The sequence below is a fragment of the Leucobacter luti genome (assembly GCF_019464495.1).
Classification (GTDB): domain Bacteria; phylum Actinomycetota; class Actinomycetes; order Actinomycetales; family Microbacteriaceae; genus Leucobacter; species Leucobacter luti_A.
In genome coordinates this window covers 1,457,188-1,475,220 of record NZ_CP080492.1, presented here as the reverse complement: position 1 = coordinate 1,475,220, position 18,033 = coordinate 1,457,188, and the positions used below count along the sequence as shown (strand labels likewise).

General features: G+C 67.3%; 13 protein-coding genes, 1 tRNA gene and 1 pseudogene. 14 read left to right on the top strand and 1 reads right to left on the bottom strand.

Annotation, left to right across the window (positions count from 1 at the left end):
* Window positions 1-16 precede the first annotated feature (16 nt).
* The 7 genes from K1X41_RS06685 (at window position 17) to K1X41_RS06655 (ending at window position 10,406) form a co-directional block, all read left to right on the top strand.
* Window positions 17-89, top strand: a tRNA-Trp gene (locus tag K1X41_RS06685).
* Between the two features lie 52 nt (window positions 90-141).
* Entirely contained in the window at window positions 142-414 is a 273-nt protein-coding gene (gene secE / locus K1X41_RS06680) for a preprotein translocase subunit SecE (protein WP_132206772.1), read from the top strand.
* A gap of 60 nt (window positions 415-474) precedes the next feature.
* The gene (gene nusG, locus K1X41_RS06675) at window positions 475-1,296 is read left to right on the top strand and encodes a transcription termination/antitermination protein NusG (RefSeq protein ID WP_132206773.1); all 822 of its coding nucleotides are present in this window, start codon (window positions 475-477) and stop codon (window positions 1,294-1,296) included.
* Between the two features lie 440 nt (window positions 1,297-1,736).
* The gene (rplK, locus tag K1X41_RS06670; protein ID WP_087012629.1) at window positions 1,737-2,165 is read left to right on the top strand and encodes a 50S ribosomal protein L11; all 429 of its coding nucleotides are present in this window, start codon (window positions 1,737-1,739) and stop codon (window positions 2,163-2,165) included.
* 10 nt (window positions 2,166-2,175) lie between these two features.
* Window positions 2,176-2,865, top strand: a complete 690-nt coding sequence (gene rplA, locus K1X41_RS06665; protein ID WP_132206774.1) for a 50S ribosomal protein L1 — start codon at window positions 2,176-2,178, stop codon at window positions 2,863-2,865.
* Window positions 2,866-3,039: 174 nt separating this feature from the next.
* Window positions 3,040-4,182 (top strand): serine/threonine-protein kinase, encoded by a 1,143-nt coding sequence (locus tag K1X41_RS06660; protein WP_132206775.1) that lies wholly within the window; start codon window positions 3,040-3,042, stop codon window positions 4,180-4,182.
* 104 nt (window positions 4,183-4,286) lie between these two features.
* A complete protein-coding gene (locus tag K1X41_RS06655; RefSeq protein WP_220175640.1) occupies window positions 4,287-10,406 on the top strand; it encodes an Ig-like domain-containing protein in 6,120 nt (2,039 codons plus the stop codon).
* Window positions 10,407-10,658: 252 nt separating this feature from the next.
* Here K1X41_RS06655 and K1X41_RS06650 read toward each other — a convergent pair whose 3' ends face one another.
* A complete protein-coding gene (locus tag K1X41_RS06650; protein WP_220175639.1) occupies window positions 10,659-10,814 on the bottom strand; it encodes a hypothetical protein in 156 nt (51 codons plus the stop codon).
* 204 nt (window positions 10,815-11,018) lie between these two features.
* Here K1X41_RS06650 and K1X41_RS06645 point away from each other — a divergent pair, with 204 nt between their 5' ends.
* From K1X41_RS06645 to K1X41_RS06615, 7 genes and pseudogenes are all read left to right on the top strand, one after another.
* The gene (locus K1X41_RS06645; RefSeq protein ID WP_258566688.1) at window positions 11,019-11,921 is read left to right on the top strand and encodes an AAA family ATPase; all 903 of its coding nucleotides are present in this window, start codon (window positions 11,019-11,021) and stop codon (window positions 11,919-11,921) included.
* A gap of 128 nt (window positions 11,922-12,049) precedes the next feature.
* Complete coding sequence (locus K1X41_RS06640) at window positions 12,050-13,243, top strand: DUF58 domain-containing protein (RefSeq protein WP_258566687.1); 1,194 nt, start codon at window positions 12,050-12,052, stop codon at window positions 13,241-13,243.
* A 52-nt stretch (window positions 13,244-13,295) separates the two neighbouring features.
* Window positions 13,296-14,654, top strand: a complete 1,359-nt coding sequence (locus K1X41_RS06635; RefSeq protein WP_220175637.1) for a hypothetical protein — start codon at window positions 13,296-13,298, stop codon at window positions 14,652-14,654.
* Window positions 14,655-14,713: 59 nt separating this feature from the next.
* Window positions 14,714-14,968: pseudogene (locus K1X41_RS16100) on the top strand (transglutaminase domain-containing protein); the annotation flags it as partial.
* Between the two features lie 110 nt (window positions 14,969-15,078).
* Window positions 15,079-15,639, top strand: a complete 561-nt coding sequence (locus K1X41_RS06625; RefSeq protein WP_258566686.1) for a hypothetical protein — start codon at window positions 15,079-15,081, stop codon at window positions 15,637-15,639.
* A gap of 52 nt (window positions 15,640-15,691) precedes the next feature.
* Window positions 15,692-16,177: a hypothetical protein gene (locus K1X41_RS06620; RefSeq protein ID WP_220175634.1), complete on the top strand. Its 486-nt coding sequence runs from the start codon at window positions 15,692-15,694 to the stop codon at window positions 16,175-16,177.
* 118 nt (window positions 16,178-16,295) lie between these two features.
* Window positions 16,296-18,029 (top strand): DUF5684 domain-containing protein, encoded by a 1,734-nt coding sequence (locus K1X41_RS06615; RefSeq protein ID WP_220175633.1) that lies wholly within the window; start codon window positions 16,296-16,298, stop codon window positions 18,027-18,029.
* Window positions 18,030-18,033 lie beyond the last annotated feature (4 nt).

Sequence of the window (18,033 nt, the reverse complement as noted above, 5' to 3'; positions counted from 1 at the left end):
CGAGGTCAGTTTCCATAGGGCGGTGGCTCAATTGGTAGAGCAGCGGTCTCCAAAACCGCAGGTTGCAGGTTCGAGTCCTGTCCGCCCTGCCGCTCCCGTCCGGCGCTTCGGCGCCGGGCGGGTTTATTGAAAGGAACGGCGATGAGCAGTAGCGAAGTTGAGGAAAGCGGCGGCCTGGTCGAGCGCGCCAAGGCCGATCGTGCTGCCAAGCGCAACTGGTTCAGCCGGATTGTCCTGTTTATCCAGCAGGTCATTGCCGAGCTGAAAAAAGTTGTGACGCCCACCCGCAAAGAACTGATCAACTACACGCTCGTGGTGATCGCCTTCGTCGTGATCATGATGGCGATTGTGTGGGCGCTTGATCAGCTGTTCGGGTTCGTAACGGTCTTCATCTTCGGGGCGTCGCTCGGATAGTCGCGCACTCCGCGACAGTTTCGGCCACCAACCCCCACGCATAGAAAGCAAGAACAGCAGATGACGAGCGAGACGAGCAACACACCCGAGGCCGACCTCGATGCGGCACTCGACGCGCTGGCGCACACGGCTGACCCCGTAGTAGACGCGGCAGTCGAGGATGCGCTTGACATTGACAGCGCTGATGAGGCCGAAGCGGCCGCCAGTGCGATTGTCGACGAGGAGACCGAGGAAGAAGCGAGCGAGGATTCTGAGGGCGAGAGCACCGAAGATCCTTACAAGGCGTTCAAGAAGGATCTGCGTCGCCGTCCGGGCAAGTGGTTTGTGATTCACACCTATGCCGGATACGAGCGCAAGGTGAAGTCGAACCTGTGGAACCGTCGCGAGACGATGGGCGCTGTCGATGACATCTTTGAGATCCAGGTCCCCATGGAAGAAGTCATGGAGGTCAAGAACGGCCAGCGCAAGATGGTGACGCGCGTGCGCATCCCCGGCTATGTGCTGGTCCGTATGAACCTCACCGAATCCACGTGGTCTGTTGTCCGGCACACCCCGGGCGTCACCGGCTTCGTTGGCAACGCGCACAACCCGGTTCCGCTGCGGATCAATGAGGCCTTCGAGATGCTGAAGAGCACTGTCGAGCTCGAGCCCGCGGCAACGGCGAAGGGCAAGGCCGCGGCCAACGCTGCTGCTCAGGGCAACGTTGAGATCGACTTCGAGGTCGGCGAAACGATCACGATCAAGTCGGGCTCCTTCGAGGGGCTTCCCGGCACGATTAGCGAGATCAACGCCGCCGCTGGCAAACTCACCGTGCTCGTGTCCCTGTTCGAACGAGAGACTCCCGTGGAGCTCGGCTTCGACCAGGTCACCAAGATGGTCTAGGTTTTCCTGGCTTCGGCCGCACGCATCAGGGGCTCCGCATTGCGCGGGGCCCCTGTTGCGTTGGTGGCGCGGGGACTGGTCCGGGGTCCCTCCCGCTGCGGATGTGCATCCAAGACCTGTTCACGCAACAGCCCCGGCGGGAAGTGCGAGCCTGAGAGAGGACGATGCCACCGCTGCGCGCCGCACACCCAAGCGCCGGTTCGGCTCCGCTCCGCTCCGCTCCGCTCCGCTCCGCCCAGCCCAGCCCACAGCCCAGCCCAGTCGTGGTCTGCCGGCGTGTTCGCGGTGGGCGCGCGGCTGCTGGCCCGAGATGCGAAACTGCCAGAAGTGAGCTAAACTTCTGAGGTTGCGCGCGTGCGAACGTGCGCAATAGCACCGCGTCCGGATCGGCCGGAACTGCGGGAGAGCGGGGACACTCGCTCGAAGGAAAGGAAACAATCATGGCTAAAGCCAAGAAGGTTACCGGTCTGATCAAGCTTCAGATCGCTGCCGGCGCTGCCAACCCGGCACCGCCCGTCGGCCCTGCTCTGGGTCAGCACGGCGTCAACATCATGGAGTTCTGCAAGGCGTACAACGCCGCAACGGAGTCGCAGCGCGGCAACGTTGTCCCGGTTGAGATCACCGTCTACGAGGATCGCTCGTTCACGTTCGTGCTCAAGACCCCGCCGGCTGCAGAGCTGCTCAAGAAGGCCGCAGGAGTCCAGAAGGGCTCCGGCACCCCGCACACCGTCAAGGTGGCAAAGGTGACGGCTGAGCAGGTTCGTCAGATCGCTGAGCAGAAGCAGGCTGATCTGAACGCGAACGACATCGACGCCGCGTCGAAGATCATCGCGGGCACCGCTCGCTCCATGGGCATCACGGTCGAGTAAGGGTACGAACATGGCACAGAAGTCGAAGGCGTACCGCGCCGCTGCCGAGAAGATTCAGGCAGACAAGTTCTACACTCCCGCCGAGGCAGTCGCCCTGGCGAAGGAGACCGGTTCCACCAAGACCGACTCGACCGTTGAGGTTGCAGTCAAGCTCGGTGTGGATCCCCGCAAGGCAGATCAGATGGTGCGTGGCACCGTCAGCCTCCCCCACGGCACGGGCAAGACCGCTCGCGTCATCGTGTTCGCAGTTGGCGCGGCAGCCGAGGCAGCTATTGCTGCTGGCGCTGACGAGGTCGGCGGCGACGAGCTGATCGAGAAGGTTGCCGCTGGCTACACCGACTTCGATTCGGCTGTTTCGACCCCCGAGCTTATGGGCAAGGTCGGTCGTCTCGGTAAGGTGCTCGGCCCCCGTGGTCTGATGCCGAACCCGAAGACCGGCACGGTGACCCCGGATCCGGCCAAGGCCGTGACCGACATCAAGGGTGGCAAGATCGAGTTCCGCGTCGACAAGCACGCAAACGTGCACTTCATTGTTGGCAAGGCCTCGTTCACGGCAGATCAGCTCACGGACAACATCACGTCGGTGCTCGACGAGATCTCGCGTCTGAAGCCCTCGTCGGCTAAGGGCAAGTACGTGCAGAAGGGCGCCGTTTCGACGACCTTCGGCCCGGGCATCCCGCTCGACGTTTCGGGCCTGTAACCACTCAGGTCGCCGAGGCGCCGCGTGGCGGCGCCGGACAGAAATCCCCCCGCTCCAACTGGAGCGGGGGGATTTCTGGGTTTAGGAGGAGTCGCAGCTATCTCGTATCATTAGGGGTATGTGCCCTCCATCTCTGCCCGCCGCCGCGCGCGGAACGCACGGAGCAGCATAGCCGTGGCAGATCAGCGGGTCGCCGAACAGCCGGGCATCCCCGGGTTCAGTTTTGTGCGCCCGCTGGGGTCTGGCGGATTCGCACAGGTCTATCTCTACGAGCAGGATCTCCCGCGCCGCGTGGTCGCGGTGAAGGTGCTCGATTCGGCACCGGATCGACGCGACGTGTTCGAGCGGGAGGCCGATGCCATGGCCGGGCTGAGCGCCCACCCCTCTATTGTGTCGATTTACCAGGCGGGGATTGCCCTCTCCGGGCGGCCATATCTCGTGATGGAGTACTGCCCGGCGTCTCTCGGCGCCCTCACGAAGGGGAGCCCGGCACCCCTGAATGAGGTCCTCGACGCCGGGGTGCGGTTGGCCGGTGCACTCGAAACGGCGCACCGCGCCGGAATGCTGCACCGCGACATCAAGCCGTCAAACGTGCTCGTGACCCAACTCGGGCGCCCGGCGCTCTCCGACTTCGGAATTGCTCGCTCGCTCGCAGACTCGGCGCTGCCCTCGGAAGAAGTCGCGATGTCGGTGCCCTGGTCGGCCCCCGAAGTTGTGCGCCTCGACAGCGCTGGCAGCGTGGCAAGCGAGATCTGGTCGCTCGCCGCGACGCTCTACACTTTTGCGGCTGGTCGCTCGCCCTTCGAAGACGAGAACAAGGATCGCAATACTCGTGCAAAGTTGATTGAGCGGATCGGCAAGGCCGAGGTGCGCCCGATTCCAGGCGCGACCGGATACGCCCCATTTGATGCAGTGCTCGCGCGCGCGATGCAGCGGACCCCCGGGGCGCGGTTCGCCTCGATGGCGGAATTCGGTGCCGCACTGCAAGACGTGCAGCGCGGCTTCGGCTACGACGTGACGCCGCTCGAAATCATCGCCGACGCGTGGCAGCCGCGCGCAGATCTCCTGGCGGACCCGCAGCTCAGCGCCGCCCAGCCCGTGCGTGGCCCAGTGGTGTCGGCGATCCCAGGCAGGCAGACTCGCGCGCAGGCTCGGGATGCTCGGCGCGCGGAGCAGAGCGCGACAGACGCCGACGGCGTCGTTGCTGATCGCGCGATTTCGCCTGCTCGCGCGGCCCTTATCGGAGCTGGAATCACGCTCGGTGTCGTGTTGGGAATCGGTGCCCTCGTCTGGGCTGTCATCGGCGGTGCCGGGTGACCGCCCGGCGGCGGGGAAACAGGGGGAACACGGTCGGCGGTGGCAGCGCAGTCCGGCGATCCCGGCTGGGAGCGTGGCTGGCCGCTGGCATCGCGGCCGCGCTCGTGACGACGATCGCAGTGGTTGCGAGTGGCTATGATGCCCGCGACACTCCGCGCGTTGAGCCAGGGGTATGGGTGGCACGCGACGCCGGCCAATATGGCCGCGTCAACACCGACACCGGTGAACTGGACACCGTGCGCAAAGTGGTCGAGCCCAGCAGCATCGTGCAGTCTGGCGACCGCAGTATCTTGCTGACCAATGGCAATGGTCGTGCCTGGCCGATTGCCGCGGCAAATCCCGTCGATGTCGGAACCGAGAGCACGGAAGCCGAGGCTGAGACGGACTCAGAAACGGCCGAAACGCCAAGCTCGGCGATCACGGCGGTCAACGCCCCTGGCGACAGTGCGACCGCGACCGGAGTGGGCATGCCCGAGGGCACCCGCGACGTGCTTGTGGCCGGAGCATACGTCGCGGTCCGCACAGAGGCCGGTGACGTGTACGTGGGGTCGCTGTCTGAAGCTGGTGGCGCTGCAGACGCCGACGTGGCCACCATCGGGGAGCGAATTTCGGGCCTGCGTCCGCTCACCGCCAGCACCGAGAAGTCCGAAGACGAGGACGGGGCGGATCGCGCGGAAAGCGCAGCCTCGGCTCCGGCAGCGGCTCTCGCGCTCACCGAGAAGGGCGTCCTCGCGGTCTACTCGATCGAGACGGATGAGGTCACTCGATTTGACCTCGCGCGGGGCCTGCTGGCTGCTCCGGAGGACATGCCAACGATCGGGGCGGCCGAGCAGCTGCCGGGAGCGGCGGCCGAGTCTCCGCAGCTCACCCTGGTTGGCACCGATTGGGTGCTGCTTGATGCGGAGGACGGGCGACTGTTCCGCGCTGGCACCGACCCGGTCACCCTGCAGCTCGGGGCGACGCCGCTGCTGCAATCGAGTTCCACGGGCGCTACCGGCCGAGATGTGCTCATCGCGGATCAGGACGGGCTCGTCTCCGTGACCAAGGCAGGGAAAACGGTGAGAACCGCGGCGGAGGGGGTGCCGGCGAGGCCCACCGAGGTTGCTGGTTCCCGCTATGCAGCTTGGCTCGGCACCGGATCTGGGCAGCTGTGGCGCGGCTCGGGTGATCCGATTGCGCTGCAGTTCGATGACGGAGTTCGAGAGGCTTCCGAGCTGCTGCCCGTATTCAGGACGAACGGCGACCGGGCAGTGCTCAGCGAGCAGCGCACGGGCATGCTGTGGACCGTGCCGGATGGCACACTGATCCCGCTTTCGCAGTGGAACCTTGCGATCCCACCCCAAGAAGTCAAGGGGACCGTTGTGGTAAACGACGTCCCCGAGCAGGTGGCGCCCACCGCGGTAGACGACGAGTTCGGAGCGCGACCGGGAGAACCGGCAACGTTGCCGGTGCTCTTGAACGACTTCGACGCGAACTCGCGTGACGTGCTCACGATCGTGCCGGAATCGCTCGGAGAGTCGAAACTGCCCGCGGAGTTTGGCACGCTGCAGCTACTCCCTGACCGCCAGACGCTGGTGGTGCAACCCACACCGGGCGCGGTCGGCAGCGCGAGTTTCACCTACCGTATTTCCGACGGCGTGCTGGAGTCCCAGGCGGCAACGGTGACGGTTCGGATCGCTGCGGACGACGAAAATACCCCGCCCGAGTGGTGCCCCGTAGCGGGCTGCCAGCGCGAGTGGGGCGTCGCAGAGATCGTGCCCGGCGGCACGCTCGTGACCCCGGTGCTCGAAGGCTGGGTGGATCCGCAGGGCGACGTGATGACCCTCGCGAACGTTGCGCCGGTGGAGAGCAGCGACCCGGTGCGCGCGCTGGTCACGGCAGACGGAAGCCTCGCGGTGCGCCACACCGACCCCTCAGCTGTTGCTTCTGATATTGCCCTGCGCTTGACCGTGCGCGACAGTCGCGGCGCTGAGCAGGATCGCGAACTCGTCCTCGCCGTGCGTCCTGAGGCGCTCCCTGTCGTCACGGGAACGGCCGCGACGATCGCGGTGGGAGCGCCGGCCACGCTGACTCCGCTGGATCGCGTATCAGGCGGATCTGGATCTTTCACCCTCGTTGATGTCGCCCCGCAGTCTGGTGCCGCGACTGCTACCACGCACCCTGTCGCGGGTTCCGTCGAAATCACGACCGCTGAGCCGGGCATCTCAACGTTCGTGATGACCGTGCGTGATGCGGTGACCGGAGCGGAGACGACCGGTGCACTACGGGTCACCGCGACTCCTGCCGGTGCCGGCCTCGCTCTCCCTCCGCTGCGCGCCTACGTCCGTCCGCTCGCAGACGCCACCGTGGAAGTGCTCGCTGCGATTCCTGGGAATGCATCACGAGCGCTCGCTGTGGTGGACGCCAGCGTGGTCGATGGGGACCTGCGCTCTGACGTGATCGAACACTCGCGGGTGCGCGTGGCTGGCACTACCACCGATGGCGCCCCCGGCCGGATCGGGTCGGCAGACATCACTGTGGCCGAGGGAGATGCCACCGCACGCGGCAGGCTCACGGTGTTCGAAGTGCCTGAATCGAGCGGTTCAGCGGTGATCGCGGTGGCCGACACCGCGACGGTGCGCGCCGGCTCCGTCGCGGACATCCGCGTCCTGGACAATGATGTTTCGGCGCCTGGCGAGCGGTTGATCCTGCACCCCGAAGTGACCGGATCCGGCGCCTCGGGCGAACTCGCCTTCGCGGCGGGGGGCACGCTACGCTACCTCGCACCGAATGAACCGGGGACCTATCGTGTCGGCTACGCGGCCTACGCCGCGAGTGCGCCGGAGCTCAGCGATAACGGAGAAGTGATCATCACGGTCGTCGCCGCGGGGAATAATCGCGAGCCGCAGCCGGCAACGCTCACCGCAAGGGTCGCGCCGGGCGGCGCGACGAGCGTCACGGTGCCGCGTTCCGGCGTAGACCCGGATGGCGACCGCGTGTGGCTCAATGGCGTGGCTGCCGCAGGAGATCCGCGAATCGCTGCAAACATCGCCGCTTCCGGCACCGCGATCGACGTCGCAGTTGCGCCGGGGACGTCGCCGGGGACCTATGCACTGCGCTACGACGCCACTGATGATCACGGTGGTATCGGTGCGGGCACCCTCAACGTCGTGGTGACCGGCGAGGACGCGGGTCCGCCAGTGACCATCACCGATCAGGTCCGGCTCACCCCTGGTAACAGCACGGTGGTGCAGCCGCTCGACAACGATGTCGATCCGGCAGGCGGGAAGCTGAGTCTCGAAGCGGTCGTTCCCAATGTTGCCGGTGGCGAGGACAGCGCCGAGTATCGGAAGCTTGCGGCTGCCATTGACGATTCCGAGCTAAAGCAGGGCAGGATTCAGCTCACCGCCGGTTCCGACCTCGGCACAGTGTCGTATCGGTACACAGTGCGTTCCAGCGCGAGTTCGAGTACCGCCGAGGGCCTCATCGTCGTGCAAACCTCCGAGCGTGTTGGTGCGCAGGCGCCTGCCGTGAGCGACACCATTGTGAGCGTGCGCGATCGCGCAGACCTCGCAGCCCGCGGTATTGACGTGCTGGCAGGCAAAGTGCGCTGGCCGGCTGGCGATCCTGCCACGCTGAAACTCTCGCTGTGGGACAAACAGTCGGGGGACTACGCGGTGAAGGGCAACCGGATCACCGGGAGCTACGATCCAGCGGGCGACCTCGTGGTGTTCCGCGTCAGCGGTACTGACGCCAGCGGCACCGATGTCACCAGCTACGGCTTACTCATCATCCCTCCGATTGCAGATCTCCAGCTCACGCTGCGCCCGAATCTGCCCCCGATCGAGGTGAAGGAGAACGGGGAGGTGACGACCGCGATTGCAGATCTGCTCGATGTCGGGCCAGACGATACCGTCCAGCTGCGCAGCGGCGTGTTCCCCACAGGCCGCGAGGCGGCGAGCTGTGAGGCGGTGGGAGGTGACGCGATCCGTTACACCACCGGAGCTGGTGGACCGTGGACCGACGTCTGCCGCATGGATGTGCGACTGGAGGATCAGCAAGCCTGGACTTCGCTGCCCGTGCCCGTTCGCGTGACGCCGAACGAGCCGATCGCTGAACTGAGCCCGCTCACCCGGACCATCGCCCCTGGTGCGAGCGAGACAATTCAGCTCGCTGACATGGTCACCTGGCAGGGAGATCGTGCGGGAGATCCCGCCAAACTCCGCTTCAGCGTGAGCGGCGGTGGCAGCGTGTTTGAGCTTGCGTCCGATGGGGAGAGCGCGACGGTCTCGGCGCGAGCCGACGCAACCTCCGGTGTGCAGGAGACGGCGACTGTCACGGTGAGCGGGGCAGGGGAGTCTTCTGCGCAGCTCACTCTGCGAGTAGGGGAGAGTCCGCGCGATCTTCCGAAGGCTGGCAGTGTGGCGCTGCAGTGCACGGTTGGCGCGAGCTGCGGCGCTGACGTGATTGGCGTTCCGGGAGAGTACGATCCGTTCGCTGGCAAGAGCGGCGGTGGGTTGACGCTCGTGTCTGTCGACGGTGGCAGCTGCACTGTGGCCACGTTTGGGGTGGCAGATGAACGCAGCGTCTCGGTGACGTGGCCAGACGCCAGTGGGGCTGGCGGCGTGTGCACGGTCGGGTTCTCGGTCCGTGATGCGCAGGGCCGCACCGGATCGGGCACGATCGAGTTCGACGCGCAGGGCCTCCCTGCCGCTCCGACGAGCATCGCTCAGACCGCGTTCACTGACACGACCGCGACGTTCCAGGTGGCCCTTGGCGGACGCCTCGCGCACCCGGCAGTGACGGGAGTGCAGCTCAGCGGAGCAGGAAACACGCAGTGCACCTCGTCCGGCCCTGACGCTTACACCTGCGTCGCTTCCGGACTGCGCAATGGCGAGCGGCACAGCTTTTCCGCGCGTGCGATCAATGCGGTGGGGGAGTCAGCGCCGTCCCCCGAAACTCCCGGGTGGGCGTACCGTTCCCCAGCACAGCCGACTGTGACGGTCACCTCGCTCAAGAACCCCAGCAATACTGATCAGGCCACTGGGGGACTGCGCGTCGCGATTGCCGGATCCGATGATACGCGAGAGTTCCTCGTGAGTATCGGCGGAGTGGACAAAGGCGCAATACCTGGTCCCAGCGGGAGCTCCGAGTACACGGGGATTCCGGTTGGATCGACCACTGTCATGGTGACCCCGACGACCGCGCTCGAGCTGCCGCCGATTGGTGGTGGATCTGCGACGGGCGCGACAGCCGAGGCCGCCGGGCGCGTGATCGGAGCGCCGAAGCTGGAGAGCGCCGCTGCAACAAGTGCCGATGGCTCGCAGGATGCCGTCGTGGCGGTGACTGGCTCAGGCGCACACCATGATGAAGCGGTCACGTGGAAGTTTGCAATCGCCGAGGGCAGCGCTGCTCCAGATTGCTTTGCGCGGGGGAGCCAGAACTCTCCGAACTTCGGTAGGCTCAAGCGTGGAGTGGTGTACACCGCTGCAGCGTGCGCGAGCAGCGAATTTGGCATCAGCACGTCTGCGACGGGACCGGTGCAGATCGGCGGCACGATCCCGCCTCCCGTTGTGAGCTACGCGATCTCGACGAGCCCGGTCGAGGACGGTGGGGGCCTGCGCTACAAGCAGGTAGACAAACTCACGATCTCGGGCAAGCTCGGCGGGGCGAAACTCAGCTACAGCACGGGGCGCGACTTCGTGCTCGATTCTGAAGTCGGCGGCGCGATCACCGTGCGGCAGTGCCTGAATGGTGCGTGCTCTGAGTGGGTGCCGGTGTCCTGGACCGGCGCACCGCAGCCGGTTGACATCAAGAAGACGACACCGTCGACGTGTATCGACCTGGCACAGCTCCCCACTCGGCCTGAGCTGCTCGCGGCTCAGCTCCGAATCTCATCAGCGGCAGCTGGCTCGGCGACGTACGCACTCGGCCCCGCCACGGGCACCGACGCGAAACTCACGGTGACCTGGGTGGGCGACTTTGCAGCGCTCGCGCCGGCCACCTTCGATGTCTGCGTGATCCCGGTCCCCACCCCGACGACGCCTCCGCCCGCCCCGGGTGGGGCGCTGCCGCGCAGCTCGCCCCGGATGCCGCGCCACGGCCCACCGAATTGTCACGCGCCGCAGCAGCGCGCGGGCCACTCAACTCATACCTGTTCAGCTCAGCGCTCCCAGCCCCCGAGGAATCATGACCACTCAGCCTGCAGACCTTCCCGACGGCGTCGACGAGGCCGCCGATCTTGACCACACGATTCGAGTGAACCAGCCAGCACCGCACGAGGCGGCGCCGAGTGCATCGGATCCTGGCACCGGACCGGATCTCGACCACACTGTTCGGGTGCCGTCGCCGCACGTCGCCGCCGCGCCGAGCGCGCAGCAGCCGTCTGAGACCGAAGACCTGGATCACACGATCAACGTTGCCGCCATCCCGGCCGGCGCATTCCGGTCCCCGAGCCGGGCTCAGCGCGCGCAGCCGGCTCAGGAGTCGGAGGCCGCTCACCCAACGCAGGCGGGGCACGCGAGCGTCCCTGCGCCCGAGAGCGTGCCAGTGACGGGCCCGCATGTCGTGCTGCCGCGCCCGAACACGGCGAGCACGTCACCCCGCAGCGCCCCGGCGTCGAGCAGCCGGGCCGCCAGCACCCCAGCTCCCATGAGCCCGCCCGCGAGTGCTCACCTCCCCCTGCGCAATCGTTCCCAACCGCAAGCGCGTCAGCCTCACATTCCGGTGCTGCGAGCCTGGCCTCCGGGGCAGCATCGTCTCCCGCGCCCTCCCGCGCGCCCGGGATCGCTCAGGACGCACTTCGTCCCGAGCAGGCGCGCTGGGTGCAGCAGCTGTTCCAAGCCTGCGGCGACGCCGTGAGCGAGGTCATTCAGGGCAAGCGCCGCGTGATCGACCTCGTCTTCGCCAGCGCGCTCGCTGGCGGCCACGTGCTGCTGGAAGATGTACCGGGCACCGGCAAGACTGCGCTCGCACGCTCTCTTGCCGAGGTGATTCAGGGCACGGCTTCGCGGATCCAGTTCACGCCCGATCTGCTCCCGGGCGATGTCACCGGCATCTCCGTTTATGACCAGCGCGCAGGCGTCTTCGAGTTTCACGCGGGCCCGGTGTTTGCCAACGTGGTGCTCGCCGATGAGATCAACCGCGCGAGCCCGAAGACGCAGTCCGCGCTCCTTGAGGTCATGGAAGAGAGCCGCGTCACAATCGATGGCGTGTCACACGACGTGGGCAGTCCGTTCCTCGTGATCGCGACACAGAACCCGATCGAGCAGGCGGGCACCTACCGGCTGCCTGAGGCGCAGCTCGACCGGTTCATGATCAAGACTGCGATCGGCTACCCAGACGCGAGTGCGATGCTGCGGATCCTGCAGCAGCACCGCGGCGGCCAGGAGAAGCTCACCGCAGTGGTGACCACTGCGATGGTGGCCCAAGCGCAGGAGTTTGTGAACCGCGTGCATGTGAGCCCACTCGTGGCCGACTATGCGGTGCGACTCGTGGAGGCCACCCGTCGGGCGAGTGAGGTTCGTCTCGGCGCGAGCGTCCGCGGCGCGCTGGCCCTGGTGCGGATGGCCTCCGCGTGGGCTGCAGCGCACGGCAGGCACTACGTCACCCCTGATGATGTGCGCGACCTCGCGATGCCTGCGCTCGCGCACCGGCTCGTGCTCGAGCCGGAGGCCGAATTCGACGGGGTCACCGCCGAACAGGTCGTCGGTCAGGTGCTACTCGACATTCGCATGCCCCAGGAGAACGGCACCGCGTGAGTTCGAGTCGCACCGAGACGAGCAGACGCGACTCGACTTGGACCTCCACGCGCACCGTTGGTCTCACGCGAGCGGCGAAACGTCGCCGCGCCTGGACCCGCTCGGTGCGGAGAGTTCGTGCTGCCTGGGTGAATACCTCGCGCCTGATTACGCCGACCGGTAGCTTCGTGATCGTCGCGGTTATCGTCGCCGCGCTCCTGGGTATCGGGTTTGGTCTGGTTGAGGCATGGACTGTTGCGATCGCCGGCGCTCTGCTGCTGCTGGTCGCCGTGCCGTTCCTCGCCGGTGGGCGGTCCTACGAGATCCGGATCGAGGCCAGTCGCCTCCGCGTGGTGGCTGGCGGCGAGGTGCGTCTCGAAGTTGAGGTGCAGAACCCCGGTGCCACGCCCACTCTCCCCGCGACCGCCGAACTCCCGGTCGGCCCTGCGCTGCGTGAGCTGCCGATCCCGTTGATCGCTCCCGGCTCGAGCACGACTCTGCCGCTCGACGTTCCAACGCCGCAGCGGGGCGTGATCGAGGTGGGCCCCGTTACGCTCGCGCGCCGCGACCCCGTTGGTCTGCTGCGGCGTGAGCTGACGTGGCCAGACACACATCTGCTGCACGTGCACCCGATCACCACGGCGCTGCCACCAGGCGCCGCCGGCCTCGTGCGTGATCTCGAAGGCGACGCGAGCAAGCGTCTGACGGATGCTGATCTCTCTTTCCACGCTGTGCGCGACTACGCACACGGTGACTCGCGGCGCCACATCCACTGGCGCTCGACCGCGAAGACCGGCACCATTATGGTGCGACAGTACGAGGAATCGCAGACTGCGCGTTCTGCGATCCTGTTCGACGCCAACCTTGCGGAGTATGAAAACGCCGAGGCGTTTGAACTCGGGGTGAGCGTTGCCGCCTCCCTTGCGCTGCAGGCTGTGCGCGAGGGACGCGAGCGCTTCGTAGGAACGCAGTGGGAACCAGGCCGCGAGCGATCCGCGATCGACGGTCTGGAAGAGCTGCCGTCGCGCACTCCGACACAGCTGCTCGACGCGTGGTCACGCGTGAACTCCACCGCCGAAGCCGCACCCCTCGAGTACATTGCGCGCGGTCTCGCGCAGTCCAGGCGCCCGCTCTCGCTGGTCGCGCTCGTGACCGGCGGGGTCCCCGATCCGACCAGGCTCCGTCGCGCCGCCGTCGCATTCCCGCCGGATGTCACGGTGCTCACAGTGCGCTGCGCGCCGCTGGCAGACCCCGCTGCGCACCACAGCGACGTGGGGAGCGTCCTGACCGTGGGCGCGCTCACCGATCTACCGCAGTTGCTACTGCGCCGGGCCACCGTATGAGCCCCGCTGGGATGCGCGCACGCGCGACCCCGCCCAGATCGTGTGGAGCGGAGTGCTCGCGGTCGCGATCGGGATCCTTGCTGCAGTTGCGGCCTGGCCGATCTATCGCAGCGAACACCTCTGGCTCCTCATCGCCGGAGCGACGGGTGCCGCGTATGGAGTGGTGCTGGCCGGTCGCCTCTGGCGCTGGGGCAGTTTCACTGCAGGTGCGCTACTACTGGGGTTCGTGGTGCTGCTCGTGCCTCTGGCCGTGCCGGACGCGCTGCTGAGCGGAGCGGCTGGTATTCCGCGTGGCCTGGGCGACGGCCTCGCTGCGGTGGCGCTCGGGTGGAAGCAGGTGCTTACCCTCACCCTGCCGCTCGGCACCTATCAGGCCGTGCTCGTGCCAGTCTTTGTCCTCGTCTACGCATCGGTTGCCGCGAGCACCTGGCTCGCACTGCGCGACGCGAAGAGCGCCGTGTGGGCCGCGCTGCCGGCTGCCGCAGCGGTCGGATACGGCACCGTGTTCGGCCCTGCCGAGCTCAGTGAGCCGCTCCTGTTGGGCTCCGTAACCGTGACAGCCCCGCGCGAGCTCGCGGTGTGGATCGCCGCCGGAATTGTGATCGCTTGCTGGATCTCGTGGACGTCGGGAGCCGCGCGCCGTGCAGCACTGCGCCTCGGACGCGAGTCGCGTGCGCGCCGTCGCAGCGTGACCCGCGGTGCCATCGGGGCCGGCATCGTCGTGCTCGCGCTCAGCGCGGCAGCCGTGCTCGCGCCTGCGGCCGCGACGACTCCGCGCTCGGTGCCGCGCGATCGCATTGACCCCGTGGTGGTCGTGCGCGAACAGACGAGCCCACTGGCGAGTTACCGCGTCTGGAAACGCGATGCAGCGTTCGAAGCACCGCTTTTCACCGTGTCGAGTGCGGGGAAGCTCCCTGGGCGGTTGCGCCTCGCCGTGCTCGATCACTCGAACGGTATCGATTTCACGGTCAGCGTCGGCCCGGGCACGTTCACTCGCTATCCGAGCGGCGGTACGGTGGCCGACCCGACGCAGATCCGCGTCGAAATCGCTGCGGGATACTCTGGGATCTGGGTGCCGCTCACCACGGAACTCGCGGCGACCCCGCGCTTTGCCGGGCCACGCGCAGCTGAGCTCAGCGATGGGTTTTACCTTGATAGAGACACCGGAGCAGGGATCGCGGTGCCGACGGCTGCGGGCCTCCGCTCAGGAGACGAGTACACGGTCGAGCTCAGCGCTGCCCCCGACGCGCAGCTGGGGGTGCCCCCGCACGCGCTACCCCGGATCTTGATCTCTCCGAGCTCCCGCAACTGGATCGCTGGCTCGGGCAACAGTCGCTGCCGTCGAGCGGCGAGGGGCTCGAGACAGCAATCGAGCGGTTGCGCGAGCGCGGCTATCTCAGCCATGCCCTGAGCGATCAGAACGAGCGCCTGTGGCTCGACGAACTCGCCGCTGAATACGGTACGCGGTTCGTGGCGAGCTCTGGCGGTCATTCGACGGCGCGCACCGAAGAACTCTTCACCCAGCTCAATGAGCAGCAGGAAGCCGCAGGTGCCGACGCAGACGATGCCGCGCTGGTGTCGGGGATCGGCGATGATGAGCAGTTCGCGGCTGCCGCCGTGCAGGTGGCGCGCGCCATGGGATTTGATGCTCGGGTGGTCCTCGGAGTGCGCATGGGCGAGGCAGGAGTGCCAGGCGTTCCGGCGTGCGAGCAGAGTTGCACCGGAGCAAACGTGGCGGCGTGGATCGAGGCACGCGGTGCTGACGGTGTGTGGGCCCCGATTGACGTGACCCCCAGGTCGCCACTCCGCCCGTTGCGCTCGACTCAGGCGAACGCTTGCCTGAGCACGCCACGGTGCCAGAGGAACTCGATGCGCCTGAGAGCGATCCCGAATTTGGCTCGGGCGCTGGCGATTCGGTGCCGTCGCAGACGACTGGAGACACGGAGCCCAGCTCGTGGTGGCCGATTGTGCGCTGGGCTGGCCTCGGCATCGTCGCGCTGGTGCTCCTTGCGGTGCTGGTGTTGTTCATCCCCGTGGTGAAACGGGTGCGCTCCCGCTCCCGCCGCGGTTCCGGCACCGTTGAAACCCGGGTGCTGGGCGCATGGGAAGAACTGCTTGACGCACACGCGGATGCTGGCACCCCGGAAATTCGGGCCGTGCGGGCCGCACGTTCGACCCCCACGGCGAGCCGGCGCGACCTTGGCGCTCTCATTCCCGGTGGCCTCAGGATCGCCGCCGAGGTCGACCACGCGGTGTTCTCAGGGGAGGGGCTGACCCCGATGCTGCTGACCGCGTGTGGGCCAGCGTTGACGCTGAACTCGCGGGGCTCCGCGCCGGGCGCTCACGGTGGGCACGCCTCGCGGCCAGGTACTCGCTCGCTTCCTTTGGAATCGTGAGACTGGCCAGAGCAGGCCAGAGGCAGCGCGCAGAGACGGAATCGAGGTGAGCATGAGTCACGAAGATGCGCAGGGGCAGGGCCGCGAGCCGGTGCAAGGGTCAGACCCCGCAGTGCACCCCGCCGTGCCCGGGAGCCGTGAGCGCGGGGTCCCCGCACCACCGCTGCCCGAACCCGCTGACCCGCGCTCGGCGAGCGAACTGTCAGCGCTGATGTTCAAATCGCCGCTCGACAATACGAAGCGCGTTCCCGCTGCCCCCAGTCCAGGTACGGCGGCTCCGCGCGGCGGCGCCAGGCCGGAATTCCCTGTGGTGTACGGGCCGCGGCCGCCGGTGGCACCGGCCAGTGTTCCAGCCGCGCCGCCGTCGGCATCAGGGGTGCCCTCGGGGCCGTCCAACGCAGAGCGGGCAGCGCAGCCATCGCTGGCAAAACAGAATCGGAACTTCCGTCGCGTCGCCGTCTGGGGCGGGACCGCAACCGTGCTGTGTGTGACCGGGGCCCTCTGGGGACTCACGCAATTGGCGTTGTCGTGGATATGAGCGGCCGCAACACGGCCGCGCAACGTAGGATGCTGGGAGACACGGTGTGCCGTGTTTCGCCGCATTCTGCTGCGTGCGACGATCTCGGCATCCCAATGAATGGAATGGTGACGTACTGATGGACAACGATCTCGGTGCTGGCGGACTCGCCCTACTCGGACCGGTCCTTGGAGTGTGGGGGCTCGTCGCTCTCGTCTTCTACGTGTGGTACTTGTGGGCGCTCTCGAAGCTGTTCCCCTACCTCGGCCTGCCGGCGGCGCACGGTTGGATTCCCATCTGGAACGAGTGGCAGCTGATCCGCCGTGCGGGGTTGCCCGGGTGGACGGTGCTGCTCGCGCTCGTCCCCGGCCTTGGCATCGTGACACTCGTGTTCAGGATCATGGCGATCCACCGACTCAACACTGAGTTTGGGAAGACCGCGTCATACACGATTCTTGGCGTGTTCTTGCCACCGATCTGGGCGATGCTCCTCGCCAGCCACATCTCAGATGGCGCCTACGCTGGGGCAAGCGTCTACACGGGAGAGGTTGCGTTCCCGCCGCTTGCTGCACCCCCCACTCCGCCGGCGCAGGGTGGAACCCGCAGCCGGCGCAGGGCGCACCTCGTGGCCGGCCCAGCAGTCACCGGCCCAGCAGGCACCCGCGCCACAGTCGGCTGCCTGGCCCCAGCCGGCTCCGGCTGCAGCTCCATCCTGGCCCGATGCGGCGCAGCCTGTCGCGCAATCCTGGCCAGCCCCCGTGCCCCCGCAGCAGCACGCCGCCCCCACACCTGGGCCGAGCCCACACCTCAGGCCGTGCAACCGCCAGCCGAGGCGTGGGCCCCGCAGGAACTCCCGTCATCTGAACCGCACGTTGAGGCCGGTCACGGGCTCCCTCCGGTGCCTCCGGGAGCGATGCGCGCGACACCCGAAACGCCGCAGGAACCGGTGGCACGCGACCCGCACGCGATGAATGATTGGGGTTTCAGTAGCACCACCGAGGGGAATTACGAGCGACTTGCCGCTGAGCAGTTCGAGGCGCGTCCTGCTGCGCCACTCGGGATTCACCAGACTCCTGAGCCCTTCGCCTGGCCTGGGGATGCCGACGTTGCGCCTCCCGTGTCTGCGGTGCCGCTCTCGCTGCCTGAGCCGCTCGCAGCGGTCGCGCCGCAGCCGAGCACTGCCGAGCAGACCCAGGCACCGGTGATCGAGTCTGAGCCTCATCTCTCGTCAGCGCCTGCGCTTGCAGACTCCGTGGCATCTCCCCAGCCTGTTGCCGCGACGCCACCAGTCCCGCCAGTGACTGAGCACCTCCCGGGAGGCGCTGCCCCTGAGGCAGAGCACACGCTCGAGCCTGCGCAGTCGGCCGAGCCGGTCGCGTCGATCTTCATGGACCCTGTCGCGCAGACGCCTGTGCTGCTCGAGACACCTGCGGTACCCACACCCGCACCGGCACCCGCAGCCGCAGTCGCGGCCTCTGCGCCCGCGTCGGATGCGGGCGGAGTGCTCCGAGATGACGACGAGATCAGCGATCACACCGTCGTGGTTCCGAAGCGCGCGCGGTGGGGACTCGAGCTGCCCGATGGGGACACCATTGAGCTCGTGGGCGATGACGTCGTCGTGGGCCGCAAACCGACGCCGCTCGACGGCTCCACAGTTCTCGTGGTGGGCGATCCAACCCGTACGCTCTCCAAGTCTCACGCGAGGCTGCGCCGCGATGGCGAGGGGTGGACGATCGAGGATCTCGGCTCCACGAACGGCATCGCTGTGCTCGATGGTGCGGGGAATGTGACGCCGCTGCCGTCGGGAGAAGAGTTCATCGCTCCAGAGCGGATGGTGCTTGGCACTCTGGAGGTGCGCCTGCGCCGGCTCTAGCTGG